Below are 16,820 nucleotides of genomic sequence, written 5' to 3' on the forward strand. Positions count from 1 at the left end.
CTCCCTCCTTGCCCGCTGACGGGCAGGAGGGCCCCTGGGCCGGTGCTCAGATCTTCGGGGGGCGCGCCTCGTAGGGGGTGGACAGCACGACGGTGGTGCGGGTCGAGACGCCGGCTGCGCTGCGGATGCGGGCGAGCAGGTCCTCCAGGTCACCGGGCGCGCCGACGCGAACCTTGAGGATGTAGTTCTCGTCGCCGGCGACGCTGTGGCAGGCCTCGATCTCGGGCAGGCCGGCCAGGCGTTCGGGGGTGTCGTCGGGCGCGCTGGGGTCGAAGGGCTTGACCGAGATGAACGCGGTCAGCGCCAGGTCGACGGCGTCGGGGTCGATGATCGCGGTGTAGCCGCGGATCACCCCGCGCTGTTCGAGGCGGCGCACGCGCTGGTGCACCGCCGAGGTGGACAGGCCGGTGGCCTTGCCCAGGTCCGTGTAGCTCATCCGGCCGTCCTCTAGGAGCAGCTGGACGATGCGTTGGTCGAGATCCTCCACAGTGCGCAAACCTACCCGCTCGGGGGCGCGCGGGGCGCCCCGATGGGCGCACACGGTGTCACCAGGGGCGGGCCGGGGTGCCAGGCGGGCACATGCCGGGCGAATGTGGCCAAGGACACACCCGGTGCATCACGGTGCGCCGGACCGCAGGATTATGTATCCGCGCGGGAGGGAAGTGCTGGTTGTGGCCCCGGGCGACCACGCCGGGCCCGATCCGAGGGGGATCCTCATGCCTGCTACCGACCAGCGTGCCCTGGGCTCCGACGAGACCGACGATACGGCCGGCCGCGACGACATCGCGGTCGGGAACCTCCCCACGCCGAGCGCCGACCCGGGCGACGGCGAGTCCTGGGAGATCTTCCGGGTCCACTGCCCCGAGTGCCGACGCCCGATCGCCCTCGTCGCGGACGAGGAGCGGCTGCCGCTGCACGCCCTGCTGCCGACCGCGTGGAACCCCTTCGCCCCCGCGATCTGCCCGGGCTCGGGCGCCCCGACCGACGACCTCGCCGAGGTGGAGGCCTCGGACGGCGACGGCCCGGCCGGCTTCGAGGCGCTGTTCAAGCTGCCGAGCGGCCTGGACTGGCGCACCCAGCCGTTCTCGCACGCGGTGGCGCACCGCCCGGTGCGCGTCACCGCCGTCACGCCGACCATCCCCGAGCAGCGGCGCCGGCTGATCCGCCGCTGACGCGCGCCGGTTGACGGGACGTCAAACCGCAATCGGGGGAAAGCGACCCTCCGGCCGTCGCTCCGCACCCTGGAGCGACGGCCGGAGGCCGTGTCGGGGGCCGTGGGCCCCGGGCGAGGGGCGCGTCGGCCCCTCGCCGGGGCGCGTCAGCCCCGGGTGAGGTGGCGGCCGATCACGAGCCGCTGGATCTGGTTGGTGCCCTCGACGATCTGCAGCACCTTCGCCTCGCGCATGTACCGCTCGGCCGGGAAGTCCTGCGTGTAGCCGTAGCCGCCGAGCACCTGGACGGCGTCCGTGGTCACCCGCATCACGGTGTCGGTGCAGAAGAGCTTGGCCATCGCCGCCTCCTTGGAGAACGGACGGCCCGCGTCGCGCAGCCGCGCGGCGGTCAGGTACAGCGCCCGGCCGGCCTCGATCTGGGTGGCCATGTCGGCGAGCATGAACGACAGGCCCTGGAACTCGGCGATCGGGCGGCCGAACTGGCGGCGGGTGCCGGCGTACTCGACCGCGAGGTCGAGCGCGGCCTGGGCGACGCCGATCGCGCACGCCGCGATGCCGAGGCGGCCGGAGTCGAGGGCGGCGAGGGCGATCTGGAAGCCCTGTCCCTCCTCGCCGACCAGCCGCTCGCGCGGGACGCGGGCGCCGTCGAAGTGCACCTGCGCCGTCGGCGATGAGCGCATGCCCATCTTGTGCTCCGGCGCGGCGAACGACAGGCCGGGCTGGTCGCCGGGGACGAGCAGGCAGCTGATGCCCTTCGGGCCGTCCGCGCCGGTGCGCACCAGGGCGCTGTAGAAGTCCGCCCGCCCGCCGTGGGTGATCCATGCCTTGGTGCCGTTGACGACGTACTCGTCGCCGTCCAGCTCGGCGCGGGTGCGCAGCGCGGCGGCGTCCGAGCCGGACTGCGGCTCGGAGAGGCAGTAGGCGCCGAGCTGCTCGCCAGAGAGCATGCCGGGCAGCCAGGCGGCGCGCTGCTCCTCGGTGCCGAAGGTGGCGAGCGCGTGGCAGGACAGCGTGTGCACGCTCACGCCGAGGCCGACGGCCAGCCAGCCGGCCGACAGCTCCTCCAGGACCTGGAGGTAGACCTCGTAGGGCTGCTCGCCGCCGCCGTACTTCTCGTCGTAGGGCAGGGAGAGCAGGCCGGCCTCGCCGAGCGTGCGGAAGACGTCGCGCGGGAAGCGGTCGGCGGCCTCGTCCTCCGCCGCGCGCGGCTTGAGCTCGCGCTGGACCAGCTCCCGGGTGAGGCTCAGCAGCTCGTGGGCCTCCTCGGTGGGCAGCTGGCGGTCCACGGGCTTCGCAGGGGAGGTGGTCATGGCGGCGGTCGCCTCCTCGGTCGGGTGCCGGAATCCTGGTTCGGCAGGTCCGGCGCGGGTGTGGCAGGTCGGCCCGACCGGCACCGGGTTGCGGTGAACGGCCGTTCACAGGCGTGGCGAAGTGAGTATGCCCGAAAGCCGCGCCCACGTCACGACCTGCACATATGAACTGTCCGGAGTGGCCGGGTACGGCACCGTAGGGTTGACGATGTGGCTGCTTCCGATACCCCGAATCCCCGTGCCGGCCTGATCGCGACGCCCGATCACGGCGCACCGGACGCTCTCGGCACCCTCGCCGCCGCGCTGCGGGCGCTGCCGCCGTCCTGCGGGCCGGTGCGGCTGGTCGCGGTGGACGGGCACGCGGGCTCGGGTAAGACGACCTTCGCCGGGCGACTGGCCGGGGCGCTGGGCGGGGCCCCGGTGGTCCACCTCGACGATCTCGCCACCCACGCCGAGCCGTTCGGCTGGGCCGGGCGGCTGCGCGAGCAGGTGCTGGAGCCGCTGGCTGCGGGGCGGGACACCGCGTACGAGGTGTACGACTGGACCCTGCGGCGGTTCGCCGGCACGGCCGCGGTGCCGGTGGCGCCGGTGGTGCTGGTGGAGGGCGTCGGGGCCGGGCGGCGGGAGGTGCGGCCGTGGCTGGCGCGGATCATCTGGATGGACCTGGACGCCGCCACCGCCCGACGCCGCGGCGAGGAACGGGACGGGCCGGAACTGGCCGAATTCTGGGCGGGCTGGGCACGCGCCGAATCGGCGCATTTCGCCGCCGACCCGAGCCGCCCGCACGCCGGCACCCGCGTCGACGGCGTGACCGGACGGATCTCGCCGGGCACCGCGGGTGAACCTTCAACAAGCTCTTGACCTGCGCAGTCACCGCGTCCTAAGTTCTCCCCAGGCGCCGGAACGAAAGCCTCCGGCCACCGTGGACCCGGCATCCCCGGCTTGTTCCCCCGTGAGCCGGGGGTGCCGTCCGCGCCCGTCGTGAAATGCGCTCCCCCGCCGCCCGACGTGCTCAACAACCGCGCGCACGATCGCATTTGAACCAGCGCGGCACCCTTCCGGATCAGCGTGGCCCCGGTACGATTTGCACCAGGCGCATCGGCGCCCCGGGGGCTTGCGAGCACCGGCCGGCTCCGCGCACGCGGCCTGCGAGCCGAGCCCCGGGCCACACCGCGGGGGGCGTGAGTGACGACGGTGGACAGTTCCGACAGCAACCCGGGCGGCCCGGACCGGCTCGCCGACCGGGCCTGGCTGCGTGCCATGGACGCCTACACGGCGGGCGCGTACGCGCGCGCCGAGGAGGAGTTCCGCGCGGCCGTCCGGCTCGACCCGGGCATGGCCGACGCGTGGCTCGGCCTGCACGCCCTGCGCAGCGACACCCCGGCCGCCCTGCTCGCGATGTACCGCCACCAGAAGCGCTTCGGCGAGCAGCGCCGGATCCACCGCCGGCCGCTCAGTTCCTGGTACTGGCTGGGCTGGTGGGTGCAGCCTGTCCTGGAGGACGCGCGCGACCTCGCGCTCGCGCACGCCTCGCACTGGCTGGACGGCAGACACCTCGCCGAGCTCGACCGCGCGCTGGAGCAGTGCCCGGCGCCCAGCGAGGACCCGTCCGCCCAGTTCCTGTACGCCTGCCGCTCCTACCTGCTCAAGGACTGGGAGCAGCTGATCCGCGACACCGACCGGCTGCTCGACGACCCGATGCTCGGCATCGAGGCCGGGCTGTTCGCCGGCATGGCGCGGGTCCGGCTGGACATGTGCGCCCAGGCCCAGGCCCCGCTGGCCGCCTCGCTGGCCCGCTGCCGCTCCGAGCAGCCGCAGCGCAAGGAGCTGCGGTACTGGCTGGGGCGGGCGTACGAGGGGGCCGGGCGCAGCGCGGCGGCGCTGCCGCTGTACCGGGCGGTGCACCGGGCCGATCCGGCGTTCATGGACACCGCCGCCCGGCTGGCCGCGATCTCGGCGGAGGACGCGCTCGCGGACGGGCTGCTGGAGGGCGGACGCCCGGGCGGGGCGGAGGAGGCGTACATGGACGACGTCCAGCCGGAGGAGCTGGCACCGGACGGCTTCCTGCCCGGTGTGCAGTCACCGGGGCTGTTCACGCCGGACGAGCTCTCTCCCAACAGGCTCCCTTCGAACGGACTTTCGCCGAACGGGCTCACTCCGAACGACCTCTCCCCCGACGGCCTTTCTCCGGACGGCCTTTCTCCCGAGGACGTCGAGTACCAGGACGCGTACGGCCAGGAGCCCGGCTACCCGAGCGGCGGCGGGTACGCCGAGGAGGCCGCTCCGCCGGACGCCCCACCGCAGGCCGCCGGCGAGCGCTCGGGATCGGCCGGACCCGTCGTGCCCGTCGTGCCGCTGCCGCTCCGCGGCGAGGCGCTGCCCCGGGTCGCCCCGTCGGCAGGATCCCGACAGGCAGGCAGCGAGCGCGAGTTGGATGCCGCCCTGGCCGAACTGGCCATGATGGTGGGCCTGGAACCGGTCAAGCGCCAAGTGCGGGCGCTGTCGGCGCAGTTGCGGATGGCCGGGCTCCGCGCCGAGCAGGGCCTGCCGGTCCAGCCGCCCAAGCGGCACTTCGTCTTCTCCGGCCCCTCCGGCACCGGCAAGACCACCGTCGCCCGGATCCTCGGGCGGGTCTTCCATGCCCTCGGCCTGCTCTCCGGGGACCACCTGGTCGAGGCGCAACGGGCCGACCTGGTCGGCGAGTTCCTCGGCCAGACCGCCGTCAAGGCGAACGAGCTGATCGACTCCGCGCTGGACGGCGTGCTCTTCATCGACGAGGCGTACAGCCTCTCCAACTCCGGCTACACCAAGGGTGACGCGTACGGCGACGAGGCGCTCCAGGTGCTCCTCAAGCGCGCCGAGGACAACCGCGACCGGCTGGTGGTGATCCTGGCCGGCTACCCCGAGGGCATGAACCGGCTGCTCGCCACCAACCCCGGCCTCAACTCCCGCTTCACCACCCGGGTCGACTTCCCCAGCTACCGCCCCGGCGAGCTGACCGCGATCGGCGCGGCGCTGGCCGGCCGGGACGGCGACGGCTGGGACGAGGACGCGGCCGAGGAGCTGGCCAGCATCTGCACCCACGTGGTGCGCGAGGGCTGGATCGACGACCTGGGCAACGGCCGGTTCATCCGCACCCTGTACGAGAAGTCCTGCGCCTACCGGGACCTGCGGCTCTCGCTGCTGCGCGAGCCGCCGGGCCGGGAGGACCTGGCGACGCTGCGGCTGCCGGACCTCGTCCAGGCGTACGGGGAGCTGATCGACGGCCGGAGCTGAGGCTCAGCTCCCGAGGTTCCCGGGGCTCCCGGGGCTCCCGGGGCTCCCGAGCAGCTCGGCCTCGCGCGCGGCGTCGAGCCACACGAAGGGCCGGTCGGTACGCTGCGGCGCGCTGCCGCCGATCGGTTCCAGCCACGCCCAGGTGTCCCGGACGGTCTCGGCCACCGGTCGGCAGCGCAGGCCGTCGGCCACCGCGCGGTCGACGTTCGCGTCGTGCAGGTAGTCGTGCAGGTCGCCCGGCGGCACCCAGATCGGCAGTTCCGTCCACGGTGCGACGCCGGCCGCCACGATCCGCTCCGGGTCCGTCCAGCGCAGGTCGGCGTCCGAGCCGGTGGCGCGGACGCACTCCTCCAGGACCGCCCCGATGGTCGCGTGCCCGCGCGGGCTCACCAGGTTGTAGGCGCCGCCGAGGCGCGCCGCGGTGGCGTCCAGCATCCAGGCGGCGAGGTCCCGGACGTCGATGTACTGCAGCGGCAGCTCGCGCGGGCCGGGGGCGAGCACCGGGCCGCCCCTGGCGATCCGGTTGAGCCAGTACGGCAACCGGCCGATGTTCTCGTACGGGCCGAGGATCAGCCCGGCGCGGGCGTACACCGCGCTCCCGCCGAACTCTTCCTCCAGGGCGAGTTCGGCGCCGCGCTTGGCCTCGGCGTACGGCACCTCGCCCGCGGCGTCCGGCGCGGCCTCGACGACCGCCGCGGACTCGTCGGCCGCGGCCGGCTTCGGGTAGTCGTACACCGAGCAGCTGGACACGTACGCGTAGTGCCCGACCCGGTCCTTGAGCAGCCGGGCACTGGCCCGGACCGCCGCCGGGGCCCAGGACCAGGTGTCCACCACCGAGTCCCACTCCCCCGCCGCCAGGGCGTCGAGCCCGCCCTCGGCGGTGCGGTCACCCCGCAGCACCGTCACGCCCTCGGGCGCGGGCTGCGTGCCGCGGTTGAGGGCCGTCACCTCCCAGCCCCGTGCCACCGCCTCCTCGGCGACGGCGCGTCCGACGAACTTCGTTCCACCCAGCAGGAGAAGCCTCATGCCGACCACCCTGCCCCGCGGGTGGCCGGCATGGGAACGGCTGCCTGCTCTCGGCAGAATCGCCGGGAGCGGAAACGCCGGTGAAGGAGGTGGCGAAGCGACCGTCGGCGGCGGCGGAACCCGGCAGAACGCGGCGAAACGTTACGCCGCGGAGCGGTGGTCCGGGTCGTGCATCTCGCCGACCAGCTCCTCCAGGACGTCCTCCAGCATGACCACGCCGAGCGTGCGCCCGTCCTGGTCGAGGACGGCCGCCAGGTGGCAGGCCGCCCGGCGCATCGCACCGAGCGCGTCGTCCAGCGGGAGACCGCCGCGCAGCACCGTGATGGGCCGCCACAGGCGGGCCGGGACGGGCAGCGACGGGTCCTCGACGTCGAGGATGTCCTTGAGGTGCAGGTAGCCCAGGTAGCCGTGGCCGGCCGGGTCCCCGTCGGTGACCGGGAAGCGCGAGAAGCCGGTGCGCAGCGCCAGCTCCTCGACCTCCGCGGCGGTCACCTTGGTGTCCACGGTGACCAGTTGCTCGGGCCTGAGCAGGACGTCGGTGACCGGGCGGTGGCCCATCTCCAGCGCGTCCTCCAGGCGCTCCTGGCGCTCCTCGTCGAGGAGCCCCGCGTCCCGGGAGTCGATCAGCAGGTACATCAGCTGCTCGGTGGTGAACACCGACTCGACCTCGTCCTTGGGCTCGACCCGGAACAGCTTCAGCACGGCGTTGGCGAAGGCGTTCAGGAAGCCGATCACCGGGGCCAGCCAGCGGGCCAGCCGGTCCAGCGGCGGGCCGAGCCACAGCGCGGCCTTCTCGGGCCCGGCCAGGGCGATGTTCTTCGGCACCATCTCGCCCATCACCATGTGCAGGAAGACCACGACGGCCAGCGAGATCCCGTACGACAGCGGGTGCATCAGGCCGGACGGGATCCCGATCGCGTGGAACGGGCCCTCCAGCAGGCTCGCGATCGTCGGCTCGGCGAGCGCGCCGAGGCCCAGCGAGCAGACGGTGATGCCCAGTTGGGCGGCGGCGAGCATCGCGGAGACGTTCGACAGCGCGTGCAGCACGGTGCGGGCGCGCTTGTGGCCCGCCTCGGCGAGCGGTTCGATCTGGCTGCGGCGCACCGAGATCACCGCGAACTCGGCTCCGACGAAGAACGCGTTGCCGAGCAGGAGCAGGAGGGCGACGGCCAGTTGGAGCTCGGTCATCGGGTCCCGTCCTCGTCGTCGGACTCCGGGTGCGCGGTGCTGCGCTCCACCCGGACCTTGCTGGTGCGGTGCCGGTCGACCGCCTCCACGGTCAGCAGCCAGCCCGGCAGGTGGGCCTGCTCGCCCGGCTCGGGCAGCTTGCCGAGCAGGTCCGCGACCAGGCCGGCCAGCGTCTCGTACGGGCCGTCCGGGGCGTGCAGACCGATGGCCTCCAGCTGGTCGGTCCGGGCGCGGCCGTCGGCCTCCCAGACCGGCCGGCCGTCGACGGGCGGCAGCGGGACCAGTTCGGGGGTGTCGGCCGGGTCGTGCTCGTCCTGCACCTCGCCGACGATCTCCTCGACGATGTCCTCGACCGTGACGACGCCGGCGGTGCCGCCGTACTCGTCGACCACGATCGCCATCGGCTGGAGCCGGCGCAGCTGGTCGAGCAGGCGCTCGGCGGGCAGCGTCTCGGGCACCAGGAGCGGCGGCGAGGCCAGCTCGGCGACCCGGGTCCGACCGCGGTGGACGGCCGGGACGGCCAGCGCGTCCTTGAGCGTGACGATGCCGGTGACCTCGTCCAGGCTGTCGGTGTAGACCGGGAAGCGGGACAGGCCGGTCGCCCGGGTGAGGTTGACCACGTCGGAGGCGGTCGCGTCGCGCTGCAGCGCGGCGACGTCCACGCGCGGCGTCATCACCGACTCCGCGGTGAGCTCGCCGAGGCCGAGGGTGCGGACGAACAGCGTCGCCGACTCCTCGTCTATCGCGCCGGCCCTGGCCGAGTGCCGGGCCAGCGAGACCAGTTCGGCCGGGGTGCGGGCGTGTGCCAGCTCCTCCTGCGGCTCGACGCCGAGGGCACGGACCGTGCGGTCGGCGGCCCCGTTGAGGAAGCTGATCAGGGGACGGCACACGCGTGAGAACGCCATGTGCGGCGCGGCCACCGCGCGGGCCACCTGGAGCGGTCGGGAGATGGCCCAGTTCTTCGGGACCAGCTCGCCGATCACCATCTGCAGCACGGTCGCCAGCAGCATGCCGAGGATCACGGCGGTGCCGTGGGCGGCGGCGTCGGGCAGACCGAGGACATCGAACACCGGGCTCAGCAGGGTCGACAGCGCCGGCTCGGCGAGCATGCCGACCACCAGCGAGGTGACGGTGATGCCCAGCTGGGCGCCGGAGAGCTCGAAGGAGAGGTGTCGCAGGGCCCGCGCGACCCGGCGGGACCTGGCGTCCCCGGCCTGGGCGGCGCGCTCCACCGCCCCGCGCTCGACGGTCACGAAGGCGAACTCGGCGGCCACGAAGAGGCCGTTGGCGAGGATGAGCAGGGCGGCCGCGAACAACAGCAGCCAGGCGGTGATCACAGTGCCGCCTGCCTTCCGGGGGTTGGAAGTGAGGCGGCGCAGGTACTACTACCGGACGGATCGTCCATCGAGGGAGAGTGTCACTCCTCAGGTCGTTACGGGCGGGGCGGCAACTTTGCCCCACTTTTACCAGCGTAGACCATAGCCGTTTCGACCGTTATTCGACCGCGGTTCGATGTCGGGAGGAGCGTTCGGGCCCGGTTCAGGCGGCGTGCGCGTGGTGCTCGACGAGGTCGCGCAGCGCGCGGGCGTTGGCGATCGCCTGGGCCTTGCCGACGCCGGACTGGATGCCGACGGCGGCCAGCGAGGTGCCGTCGGACAGGTCGAGCGTGGCCCACGGGTCGCCCTGGCGGAAGTTGACCCGGACGATCTCGGCCCAGGCCAGCCGGCGGCTGCGCACGAAGTTGACCACCGTCACGCCCTCCGCGTCCGCCGTCACCCGCGGGCGGGCCAGCATCAGGCCGACGCACGCGAACGCGACGCCGCTGCACAGCATCATGATCCGGTCGTTGAGCTGCCAGGTCTCCGGGAGCACGAGCGCCATCCCGGCGAACAGCACCACCAGCAGCGCGCAGACCGGCAGCAGCACGGCACGGGTGCGGCGCGGGGCCCAGGTGACGGGGTACTCGACGGACGTGGACACGTGGGTCTCCGGTGGGGGTGGTTCGGTCTGGGGTGGTTCGGTGGCGCACGGCGCGGTCCGGCGGCGGAGCGGGCTTCGGCGGCGGACAGCGCGAGGGCGGGGACGCCGGTCGGCGTCCCCGCCCCATTCAACCCTTGTTTACCTGCGCGCGGACCGGAGGCCCGCGGAACACGAGGTCAGAGGCGGCAGGCGTGGATGTTGGTGACCAGGATCGCCCGGGCACCGATGCCCCACAGGTCGTCCATGATCCGCTGGGCCTCCTTGCGGAGCACCATCGCGCGGACGGCCACCCAGCCCTCGGTGTGCAGCGGGGAGACGGTCGGCGACTCCAGGCCCGGGGTGAGGGCCACGGCGGCGCTCACGTTCTCCGCGCGGATGTCGTAGTCCATCAGCACGTAGCGGCGGGCCACCAGCACGCCCTGGAGGCGGCGCAGGAACTGCTCCACCGCCGGGTCCTCGCCGGCGCCCTTCGGCCGGATCACGACGGCGTCGGAGATCAGGATCGGCTCGCCGAACACCTCCAGGCCCGCGTTGCGCAGGCTGGTGCCGGTCTCCACGACGTCGGCGATCACGTCGGCGACGCCCAGCTGCACCGCGGTCTCCACCGCACCGTCCAGCTTGGTGACCGTCGCCTTCACGCCGTGGTCGGCGAGGTGCTGCTCGACCAGACCCGTGTAGGAGGTCGCGATGCGCAGGCCCTCCAGGCCCTTCACGTCCTCGACCGGGACGCCCTCGGGACGCGCGAAGCGGAAGGTCGACCCGGCGAAGCCGAGCGCGAGGACCTCCTCGGCGTTGGAGTGCGAGTCCAGCAGCAGGTCGCGGCCGGTGATGCCGACGTCCAGGCGGCCGGAGCCGACGTAGACGGCGATGTCGCGCGGGCGGAGGAAGAAGAACTCGACCTCGTTGTTCGGGTCGACGAGAACGAGCTCCTTGGGGTCCTTCCGCTGGCGGTAGCCGGCCTCATGGAGCATCTCCGCCGCGGGACCCGAGAGAGAACCCTTGTTGGGGACGGCGATGCGCAGCATGGGAGGTCGGTTCCTTACCTGTTGGGAGGGGTGCTGGTGGAAGCGGTCTGTCAGAGGTATTTGTAGACGTCGTCGAGCGTCAGGCCACGGGCGATCATCATCACCTGAAGGTGGTAGAGGAGTTGCGAGATCTCCTCGGCCGTCTGCTCGTCCGACTGGAACTCGGCGGCCATCCAGACCTCGGCGGCCTCCTCGACGACCTTCTTGCCGATCGCATGGACGCCCTGCTGGACGAGCTGCGCGGTGCGGGAGGACGAGGGGTCGCCGGTGGCGGCCTTCTGCTGGAGCTCGGCGAAGAGCTCCTCGAATGTCTTCGAAGCCATGATGGGACTCACCTTACGGCGTGCGGGCGCACCGACGGTAAACGGTCCCGGACCGTGGACAGTCCATTGGACGTCCACGGTCCGGGACCGTGCGCGCGTGGCGGCGCCGGGGCGGCGCGATCGGTGACGCGCGCGCTCAGGCGAGGTCGCGCAGCGTCACCGCGGTGGCGACGGCGGCCGTGACCGCCTCGTGGCCCTTGTCCTCGGCGGAGCCGGGAAGGCCGGCGCGGTCGAGCGCCTGCTCGTCGTTGTCGCAGGTCAGCACGCCGAAGCCGACCGGGACGCCGGTGTCCACGCTGACCTGGGTGAGGCCGGCGGTGGCCGCCTGGCAGACGTAGTCGAAGTGCGGGGTGCCGCCGCGGATGACGACGCCGAGGGCGATCACGGCGTCGTAGCCGCGGTCGGCGAGGCGCTTGGCGGCCACCGGCAGCTCGAAGGTGCCGGGCACGCGCAGCACGGTCGGCTCGGTGACGCCCAGCTCCTTGAGCGCCCGGTGGGCGCCGTCCAGGAGGCCGTTCATCACCTGGTCGTGCCACTGGGCGGCGACGACCGCGACCTTGAGGTCGGCGGCGCCGTCGATGGTCAGCTCGGGGGCTCCGTGGCCGCTCATGTTCGCTACTTCCTGTTCGTCTCGGTCGTGCTGGTCGTCATGGTCGTCCCGGCCTTGCGGCCCGGCGGGTGCGGGCGCGGTCAGGAGCCGAGGCCCGGCAGGTCGTGGCCCATCCGGTCGCGCTTGGTGCGCAGGTAGTGCAGGTTGTGCTCGCCCGGCGCGACCTCGACCGATTCGCGCCCCTTGACCTTGAGGCCGTGCTCCGTGAGCGCGGTGAGCTTCTCGGGGTTGTTGGTGAGCAGCGTCAGCGAGCGCACGCCGAGGTCGACGAGCATCTGGGCGCCGATGCTGTAGTCGCGGGCGTCGGCCGGCAGACCGAGGTCGAGGTTGGCGTCGACGGTGTCCCGCCCCTGCTCCTGGAGCTCGTAGGCGCGCAGCTTGTGGGCCAGGCCGATCCCCCGGCCCTCGTGACCGCGCAGGTAGAGGACGACGCCGCGGCCGGCCTCGGCGATCCGGCGCAGCGAGGCCTCCAGCTGCGGGCCGCAGTCGCAGCGCAGCGAGCCGAAGACGTCGCCGGTGAGGCACTCGGAGTGGACGCGCACCAGCACGTCCTCGCCCTCCGGCAGCCTCCCGTCCGGGCCGAGTCCGCCGGCGACCAGGGCGATGTGCTCGACGCCGTCGATGGTGCCCTTGTAGCCGACGGCGGTGAACTCGCCGTGGACGGTGGGCAGCGCGGTGGTCGCGGCACGGTCGACGTGCAGCTCGGTGCGGCGGCGGTAGGCGATCAGGTCCTCGATGGAGATGATCGCGAGGCCGTGCTCGCGGGCGAAGGCGACCAGTTCGGGCAGGCGGGCCATGGTGCCGTCGTCGTTGACCACCTCGGCGATCGCGCCGGCCGGCGCCAGCCCGGCGAGCCGGGCCAGGTCGACCGCGGCCTCGGTGTGGCCGGGGCGGACCAGCACGCCGCCCTCGACCGCGCGCAGCGGGAAGACGTGGCCGGGGCGGGTGAGGTCGCCGGGCTCGGTGCCGGCCGAGGACAGCAGGCGGACGGTGCGGGCGCGGTCGGCGGCGGAGATGCCGGTGTCGACCCCTTCGCGGGCGTCCACCGAGACGGCGTACGCGGTGCCCTTGCGGTCCTCGTTGACCTGCGTCATCGGCGGCAGCTTGAGCCGGTCGAGCTCGTCGCCGGTCATCGGGGCGCAGATCACGCCGGAGCTGTAGCGGATGGTGAAGGCCATCAGCTCGGGCGTCGCGGCGGAGGCGGCGAAGACGATGTCGCCCTCGTTCTCGCGGTCCTCGTCGTCGACCACGATCACGGCGCGGCCGAGGGCGATGTCGGCGATCGCCCGCTCGACCGGGTCGAGGACGAACTCGTCGGCTTCTCCGTCGTTCTGACGGGACGTCAAGCTGCTCTGGCGGCTCATGCGGTGACTCCCTGCGGGACGGTGGCGGACTGGGGGCGCTGCTCACGGGTGCTCAGCCACCACGCGCGCAGGCCGAGCAGCACCAGGACGAAGTAGATCGAGTAGGTGAGGCCGGAGAAGGTGTAGCCGCTGTTGAAGGCGAGCGGGACGCCGACCACGTCGACGGCGATCCAGGCGAACCAGAACTCCAGCCAGCCGCGCGCCTGGGCGACCATCGCGGCCAGCGTGCCGACGAAGATGTAGGCGTCCGACCAGGGGCTCCAGGAGAGCGTCGGGTAGGCCTTGAACAGCAGACCCAGCGCGACCGTCCCGGCGGCGGTGCCGGCCACCAGGGCCGCGCGCTCGGGCCAGGTGGCGAAGCGCACGGCGATCGTGCCGGTGTCCCGGCGGCCGCGCTGCCACTGCGCCCAGCCCCAGGCGGCGGTGACGATGACGATCAGCTGCTTGCCGATCAGGCCCGGGACGTGACCGCCCAGGTAGGCGGCGATCAGCACGGCACCGGAGAGCAGCTGGACCGGCCAGCTCCACACCGAGCGGCGCCAGCCGAGCGCGAGTCCGGTCAGGCCGAACACGTTGCCGATCATGTCGGCCCACTTCACGTGCTCGCCGAGGACGGTGAAGGCTTCGGTGCTCAGCCAGCTCACTTGGATTCCCCCGTGGTCTTGTTCGCGGTGTCGAGGTCGTTCAGGACCTGCGGGTCGGGCAGGTTCGGCAGGTTGGGAAGGTCGGGAAGGTTCGGCAGGGTGCGGGACTCCAGCAGCCGCTCCACGTACTTGGCGAGAACGTCCACCTCCAGGTTGACGCTCGCGCCGACGCTCTTCGCGCCGAGCGTGGTCAGCGCGAGGGTGGCGGGGATCAGGCTGACGGTGAAGCTGTCGCGGGCGGCCTCGACCACGGTGAGGCTCACGCCGTCGACGGTGATCGAGCCCTTCTCCACCAGGTAGCGGGAGATGGTCTCCGGGAGGCTGAACCGCAGGACCTCCCAGCGGAGTTCACCGGCCGCGTCGCGCTCGCCGGGCTCGCGGGCCAGCAGCCTGCCGGTCGCGTCGACGTGCCCCTGGACGAGGTGTCCGCCGAGCCGGTCGCCGAGCGCCATGGCGCGCTCCAGGTTGACCGGCGAGCCCGGTGCGAGCTCGCCCAGGCTGGAGCGGTGCAGCGTCTCCGCCATCACGTCGGCGCTGAACTCTCCGGTGCCGGCCGCCAGTTGCTCGGGGGTGTCGACCACCGTCAGGCACACGCCGTTGACCGCGATCGAGTCGCCGTGACGCGCACCGGAACAGACCACCGGGCCGCGCAGGCGGATTCGCGAGGAGTCGCCGATCTCCTCGATCGACACGACCTCGCCGAGCTCTTCGATGATGCCGGTGAACACCCGGGTTCTCCTCGCGCTTGGGGCGCGGACTCCGGGGCGGCAGGGGGAGATGACACGGACGGGCACCGGTGCACGGGGCCGATGGCACGCCCGTCTCCGGGGTACCGCGGCAGCCGGGAGATCGCTCGCCCGGCACGGAAGCGCGTGCGCTCCCGCCGTCCACCTTCCCGCGGACCACCGGGGGGCCACGGGTACTGCTCTTCGTCCGCCCGCGCACGCCTCCCATCCGGACTTTAACCGTCGGTCCAGGAATTTCACCTGGTCAACCGGCCGCTGGCTGCGGACGGGTCGCGGACTGTAACCGCCGGTTCGGATTTTCACCGACCCCGGAGTGCGCTGAACGTCACTGCTGTTGCGGTCATTGTGCCACGGCGCGTGCAAGGCCAGCGAGAGGCTTTCGCTGTGGGCTGTTTCACGTGGGGGCGGGGAATGCGCGGCGTGCTCGCGGTCGCGGGGCGACCGTGGGCGCGCGGCCGCGCGGTGGTGGTCGGCGGGATGGGGGCGCAGGCTGGTGATGACGGGGGTGTGCACGGAAGGTGAGAAGGCTCCGGGGTACGGAGCTGTGGAGGCGAGAACGATGAAGTTCATGGACGTCCACCACGGGATGGCCGGGATCACCGGCGACCAGCTCAAGGCGGCCCACGACGCCGACCTGGCGGCCCAGGGCGACGAGGGCGTGCGGTTCGAGCAGGCGTGGGCCGACCCCGAATCGGGCACGGTCTACTGCCTCTCCGACGCGCCGTCCAAGGAGGCCGTGCAGCGCGTCCACACGCGCACGGGCCACCCGGCGGACGAGATCCACCCGGTGCCGCTGCACATCTGAAGTCGCCGGGCCTCGGAGCGCGCCGGGCTTCGGAGCGTGCGGGCCCCGGAGCGCGGCGCGCTCCATCGCCGGGCTTCAAAGCGCGACGGGCCTCGGCGCCCGGCGCGCCTCAGAGCGTGGCCGGTGCGGCGATCGGCATGAAGTGGCTGACCACGGGCGGGTGCGCGAGGTAGCTCAGCTCCCCCTCGGACCAGACCGGCCGGATCCGCCACATCGGCCCGGCGTACCCGCGCAGGGCCTCCTCGTCGCGCCACCGGCTGACCACGAGCACCTGGTGCCCGTCGTCGGTCACCGAGCGCAGCAGCTCGCCGCCCAGGCAGCCGTCGATGCTGCCGAGCTGCGGGATCACCTTCGTCGTGAGCAGCGTGCAGAATTCCTCGACGCGCCCGGCCATGACCTGCCCGGCCCAGATCCTGACGATCACGACCACCACCTCCCGCGGAAGTCCTTGGCCCCATTATCAGCGGAATCGGCAGAAAAGCGCTGGTGAGGAGGGGTGGGAGCGGATTCTCCCCGGCAGGTGTCTTGACCTGCTCGGCTAGATTCGCCGGTATGACCAGCACATCGGAAACTTCCCTTCCGTCAACCGCCGTGCAGGACGGGCCGCACGGCCTCTTCGCCGCGCTCGACGCCGGTTCCCTGCGCACCCCCGAGCAGCTGCGCGAGGTCTACGAACAGCCGGGCGAACGGGCGCGCCGGAAGCAGGTGAACCGGCTGCACGAGGTCGCGCGGCAGCTGATCGCCTGCTCGTCGATGGTCTTCGTGGCCAGCTCCGACGCCGAGGGCCGCTGCGACGTCTCGCCCCGCGGCGGGCCGGCCGGGCTCGTCTCGGTGCTCGACGAGTACACGCTGGCCATACCGGACGCCACCGGCAACAAGCGCTTGGACACCCTGCACAACATCCTGGAGAACGGCCGGGTCGGGCTGCTCTTCGTCGTCCCCGGACGGGACACCACCCTGCGCGTCAACGGTCGGGCCTGCGTGTCCACCGACCCGGAGCTGCTGCGCCAGCTGACGGCCGTCGGCAAGCCGCCGCGCAGCGCGATCGTGGTGGGCGTCGAAGAGGTGTACGCGCACTGCCCCAAGTCGTTCCTGCGGGGCTCGGCGTGGAAGCCGGAGAACTGGCTCGCCAAGGACGCGCAGCCGAGCTCGGCGGCGGTCACGCTCTCGCACCTGCGGGACGACGCGCTGACCATCGAGATGATCGAGCAGGACGAGCGGGACGCGCTGCTGTACCGGTACGAGTAGGGGCCCCGGGGCCTGCCTGGCCGTGTCCGGTCCGCAGCAGCCTGCGGCCGTCCGCGGCCGTTCGCGCGGTGGAGGTGCCCGGGTCCCGGGAGGCGGCTTGAAT

The 16,820-nt window shown here is 72.9% G+C and carries 18 protein-coding genes and 1 riboswitch; of the genes, 5 read left to right on the forward strand and 13 right to left on the reverse strand.

The window, feature by feature from the left end; genetic code table 11:
- Positions 1-46: 46 nt before the first annotated feature.
- The gene (locus tag AB0C76_RS12595) at positions 47-487 is read right to left on the reverse strand and encodes an Lrp/AsnC family transcriptional regulator (protein WP_329929553.1); all 441 of its coding nucleotides are present in this window, start codon (positions 485-487) and stop codon (positions 47-49) included.
- Between the two features lie 229 nt (positions 488-716).
- Between AB0C76_RS12595 and AB0C76_RS12600 the strand changes: the two genes are divergently transcribed.
- Positions 717-1,172, forward strand: a complete 456-nt coding sequence (locus tag AB0C76_RS12600) for a hypothetical protein (RefSeq protein ID WP_359963686.1) — start codon at positions 717-719, stop codon at positions 1,170-1,172.
- A 146-nt stretch (positions 1,173-1,318) separates the two neighbouring features.
- Here the strand turns inward: AB0C76_RS12600 and AB0C76_RS12605 are convergent, their stop codons facing one another.
- Entirely contained in the window at positions 1,319-2,482 is a 1,164-nt protein-coding gene (locus tag AB0C76_RS12605) for an acyl-CoA dehydrogenase family protein (protein WP_359963688.1), read from the reverse strand.
- Between the two features lie 249 nt (positions 2,483-2,731).
- On the opposite strand from AB0C76_RS12605, the gene AB0C76_RS12610 reads away from it, so the two are divergent.
- Both AB0C76_RS12610 and AB0C76_RS12615 read left to right on the forward strand, forming a co-directional pair.
- Positions 2,732-3,343 carry a hypothetical protein gene (locus AB0C76_RS12610; protein WP_359963816.1) on the forward strand — a complete coding sequence of 204 codons (612 nt, stop codon included), beginning with the start codon at positions 2,732-2,734 and terminating at the stop codon, positions 3,341-3,343.
- Between the two features lie 399 nt (positions 3,344-3,742).
- A complete protein-coding gene (locus tag AB0C76_RS12615) occupies positions 3,743-5,758 on the forward strand; it encodes an AAA family ATPase (RefSeq protein ID WP_359963818.1) in 2,016 nt (671 codons plus the stop codon).
- Between the two features lie 3 nt (positions 5,759-5,761).
- On the opposite strand, the gene AB0C76_RS12620 is transcribed toward AB0C76_RS12615, so the two are convergent.
- The 10 genes from AB0C76_RS12620 to AB0C76_RS12665 form a co-directional block, all read right to left on the reverse strand.
- On the reverse strand, positions 5,762-6,784 hold the full coding sequence (locus AB0C76_RS12620) for an NAD-dependent epimerase/dehydratase family protein (RefSeq protein ID WP_359963690.1): 1,023 nt from the start codon (positions 6,782-6,784) through the stop codon (positions 5,762-5,764).
- 141 nt (positions 6,785-6,925) lie between these two features.
- Positions 6,926-7,972 carry a hemolysin family protein gene (locus AB0C76_RS12625; RefSeq protein ID WP_359963692.1) on the reverse strand — a complete coding sequence of 349 codons (1,047 nt, stop codon included), beginning with the start codon at positions 7,970-7,972 and terminating at the stop codon, positions 6,926-6,928.
- Positions 7,969-9,309 (reverse strand): hemolysin family protein, encoded by a 1,341-nt coding sequence (locus AB0C76_RS12630; protein WP_359963694.1) that lies wholly within the window; start codon positions 9,307-9,309, stop codon positions 7,969-7,971. The genes AB0C76_RS12625 and AB0C76_RS12630 overlap by 4 nt, the downstream gene beginning before the upstream one ends.
- A 202-nt stretch (positions 9,310-9,511) precedes the next feature.
- Positions 9,512-9,952, reverse strand: coding sequence for a PH domain-containing protein (locus AB0C76_RS12635; protein ID WP_359963696.1), 441 nt, complete (start codon positions 9,950-9,952; stop codon positions 9,512-9,514).
- A gap of 176 nt (positions 9,953-10,128) precedes the next feature.
- On the reverse strand, positions 10,129-10,977 hold the full coding sequence (gene hisG / locus AB0C76_RS12640; RefSeq protein ID WP_359963698.1) for an ATP phosphoribosyltransferase: 849 nt from the start codon (positions 10,975-10,977) through the stop codon (positions 10,129-10,131).
- Positions 10,978-11,027: 50 nt separating this feature from the next.
- Positions 11,028-11,300: a phosphoribosyl-ATP diphosphatase gene (locus AB0C76_RS12645; protein WP_097238956.1), complete on the reverse strand. Its 273-nt coding sequence runs from the start codon at positions 11,298-11,300 to the stop codon at positions 11,028-11,030.
- Positions 11,301-11,436: 136 nt separating this feature from the next.
- On the reverse strand, positions 11,437-11,910 hold the full coding sequence (gene ribH / locus AB0C76_RS12650; protein WP_359963700.1) for a 6,7-dimethyl-8-ribityllumazine synthase: 474 nt from the start codon (positions 11,908-11,910) through the stop codon (positions 11,437-11,439).
- A gap of 80 nt (positions 11,911-11,990) precedes the next feature.
- A complete protein-coding gene (locus tag AB0C76_RS12655; protein WP_359963702.1) occupies positions 11,991-13,274 on the reverse strand; it encodes a bifunctional 3,4-dihydroxy-2-butanone-4-phosphate synthase/GTP cyclohydrolase II in 1,284 nt (427 codons plus the stop codon).
- A complete protein-coding gene (locus tag AB0C76_RS12660) occupies positions 13,271-13,858 on the reverse strand; it encodes a nicotinamide mononucleotide transporter family protein (RefSeq protein ID WP_359963820.1) in 588 nt (195 codons plus the stop codon). The genes AB0C76_RS12655 and AB0C76_RS12660 overlap by 4 nt, the downstream gene beginning before the upstream one ends.
- 56 nt (positions 13,859-13,914) lie before the next feature.
- Entirely contained in the window at positions 13,915-14,646 is a 732-nt protein-coding gene (locus AB0C76_RS12665; protein WP_359963704.1) for a riboflavin synthase, read from the reverse strand.
- A gap of 210 nt (positions 14,647-14,856) precedes the next feature.
- Positions 14,857-14,984, reverse strand: a riboswitch (FMN riboswitch).
- Positions 14,985-15,223: 239 nt separating this feature from the next.
- Between AB0C76_RS12665 and AB0C76_RS12670 the strand changes: the two genes are divergently transcribed.
- A complete protein-coding gene (locus AB0C76_RS12670) occupies positions 15,224-15,469 on the forward strand; it encodes an SCO4226 family nickel-binding protein (RefSeq protein WP_359963706.1) in 246 nt (81 codons plus the stop codon).
- A 109-nt stretch (positions 15,470-15,578) separates the two neighbouring features.
- Here the strand turns inward: AB0C76_RS12670 and AB0C76_RS12675 are convergent, their stop codons facing one another.
- On the reverse strand, positions 15,579-15,893 hold the full coding sequence (locus AB0C76_RS12675) for an antibiotic biosynthesis monooxygenase family protein (RefSeq protein ID WP_359963708.1): 315 nt from the start codon (positions 15,891-15,893) through the stop codon (positions 15,579-15,581).
- A gap of 128 nt (positions 15,894-16,021) precedes the next feature.
- Here AB0C76_RS12675 and AB0C76_RS12680 point away from each other — a divergent pair, with 128 nt between their 5' ends.
- On the forward strand, positions 16,022-16,717 hold the full coding sequence (locus tag AB0C76_RS12680) for an MSMEG_1061 family FMN-dependent PPOX-type flavoprotein (protein WP_359963710.1): 696 nt from the start codon (positions 16,022-16,024) through the stop codon (positions 16,715-16,717).
- Positions 16,718-16,820 lie beyond the last annotated feature (103 nt).

Origin of the sequence: Kitasatospora sp. NPDC048722, from assembly GCF_040650235.1 — a bacterium.
Lineage (GTDB): Bacteria > Actinomycetota > Actinomycetes > Streptomycetales > Streptomycetaceae > Kitasatospora.

Coding starts and splice junctions, on each gene's coding strand:
- AB0C76_RS12600 (WP_359963686.1), top strand. CDS start 717: ATGCCTGCTACCGACCAGCGTGCCCTGGGCTCCGACGAGACCGACGAT.
- AB0C76_RS12605 (WP_359963688.1), bottom strand. CDS start 2,482: ATGACCACCTCCCCTGCGAAGCCCGTGGACCGCCAGCTGCCCACCGAG.
- AB0C76_RS12615 (WP_359963818.1), top strand. CDS start 3,743: ATGGACGCCTACACGGCGGGCGCGTACGCGCGCGCCGAGGAGGAGTTC.
- AB0C76_RS12620 (WP_359963690.1), bottom strand. CDS start 6,784: ATGAGGCTTCTCCTGCTGGGTGGAACGAAGTTCGTCGGACGCGCCGTC.
- AB0C76_RS12625 (WP_359963692.1), bottom strand. CDS start 7,972: ATGACCGAGCTCCAACTGGCCGTCGCCCTCCTGCTCCTGCTCGGCAAC.
- hisG (WP_359963698.1), bottom strand. CDS start 10,977: ATGCTGCGCATCGCCGTCCCCAACAAGGGTTCTCTCTCGGGTCCCGCG.
- AB0C76_RS12645 (WP_097238956.1), bottom strand. CDS start 11,300: ATGGCTTCGAAGACATTCGAGGAGCTCTTCGCCGAGCTCCAGCAGAAG.
- ribH (WP_359963700.1), bottom strand. CDS start 11,910: ATGAGCGGCCACGGAGCCCCCGAGCTGACCATCGACGGCGCCGCCGAC.
- AB0C76_RS12655 (WP_359963702.1), bottom strand. CDS start 13,274: ATGAGCCGCCAGAGCAGCTTGACGTCCCGTCAGAACGACGGAGAAGCC.
- AB0C76_RS12660 (WP_359963820.1), bottom strand. CDS start 13,858: ATGATCGGCAACGTGTTCGGCCTGACCGGACTCGCGCTCGGCTGGCGC.
- AB0C76_RS12670 (WP_359963706.1), top strand. CDS start 15,224: ATGAAGTTCATGGACGTCCACCACGGGATGGCCGGGATCACCGGCGAC.
- AB0C76_RS12680 (WP_359963710.1), top strand. CDS start 16,022: ATGACCAGCACATCGGAAACTTCCCTTCCGTCAACCGCCGTGCAGGAC.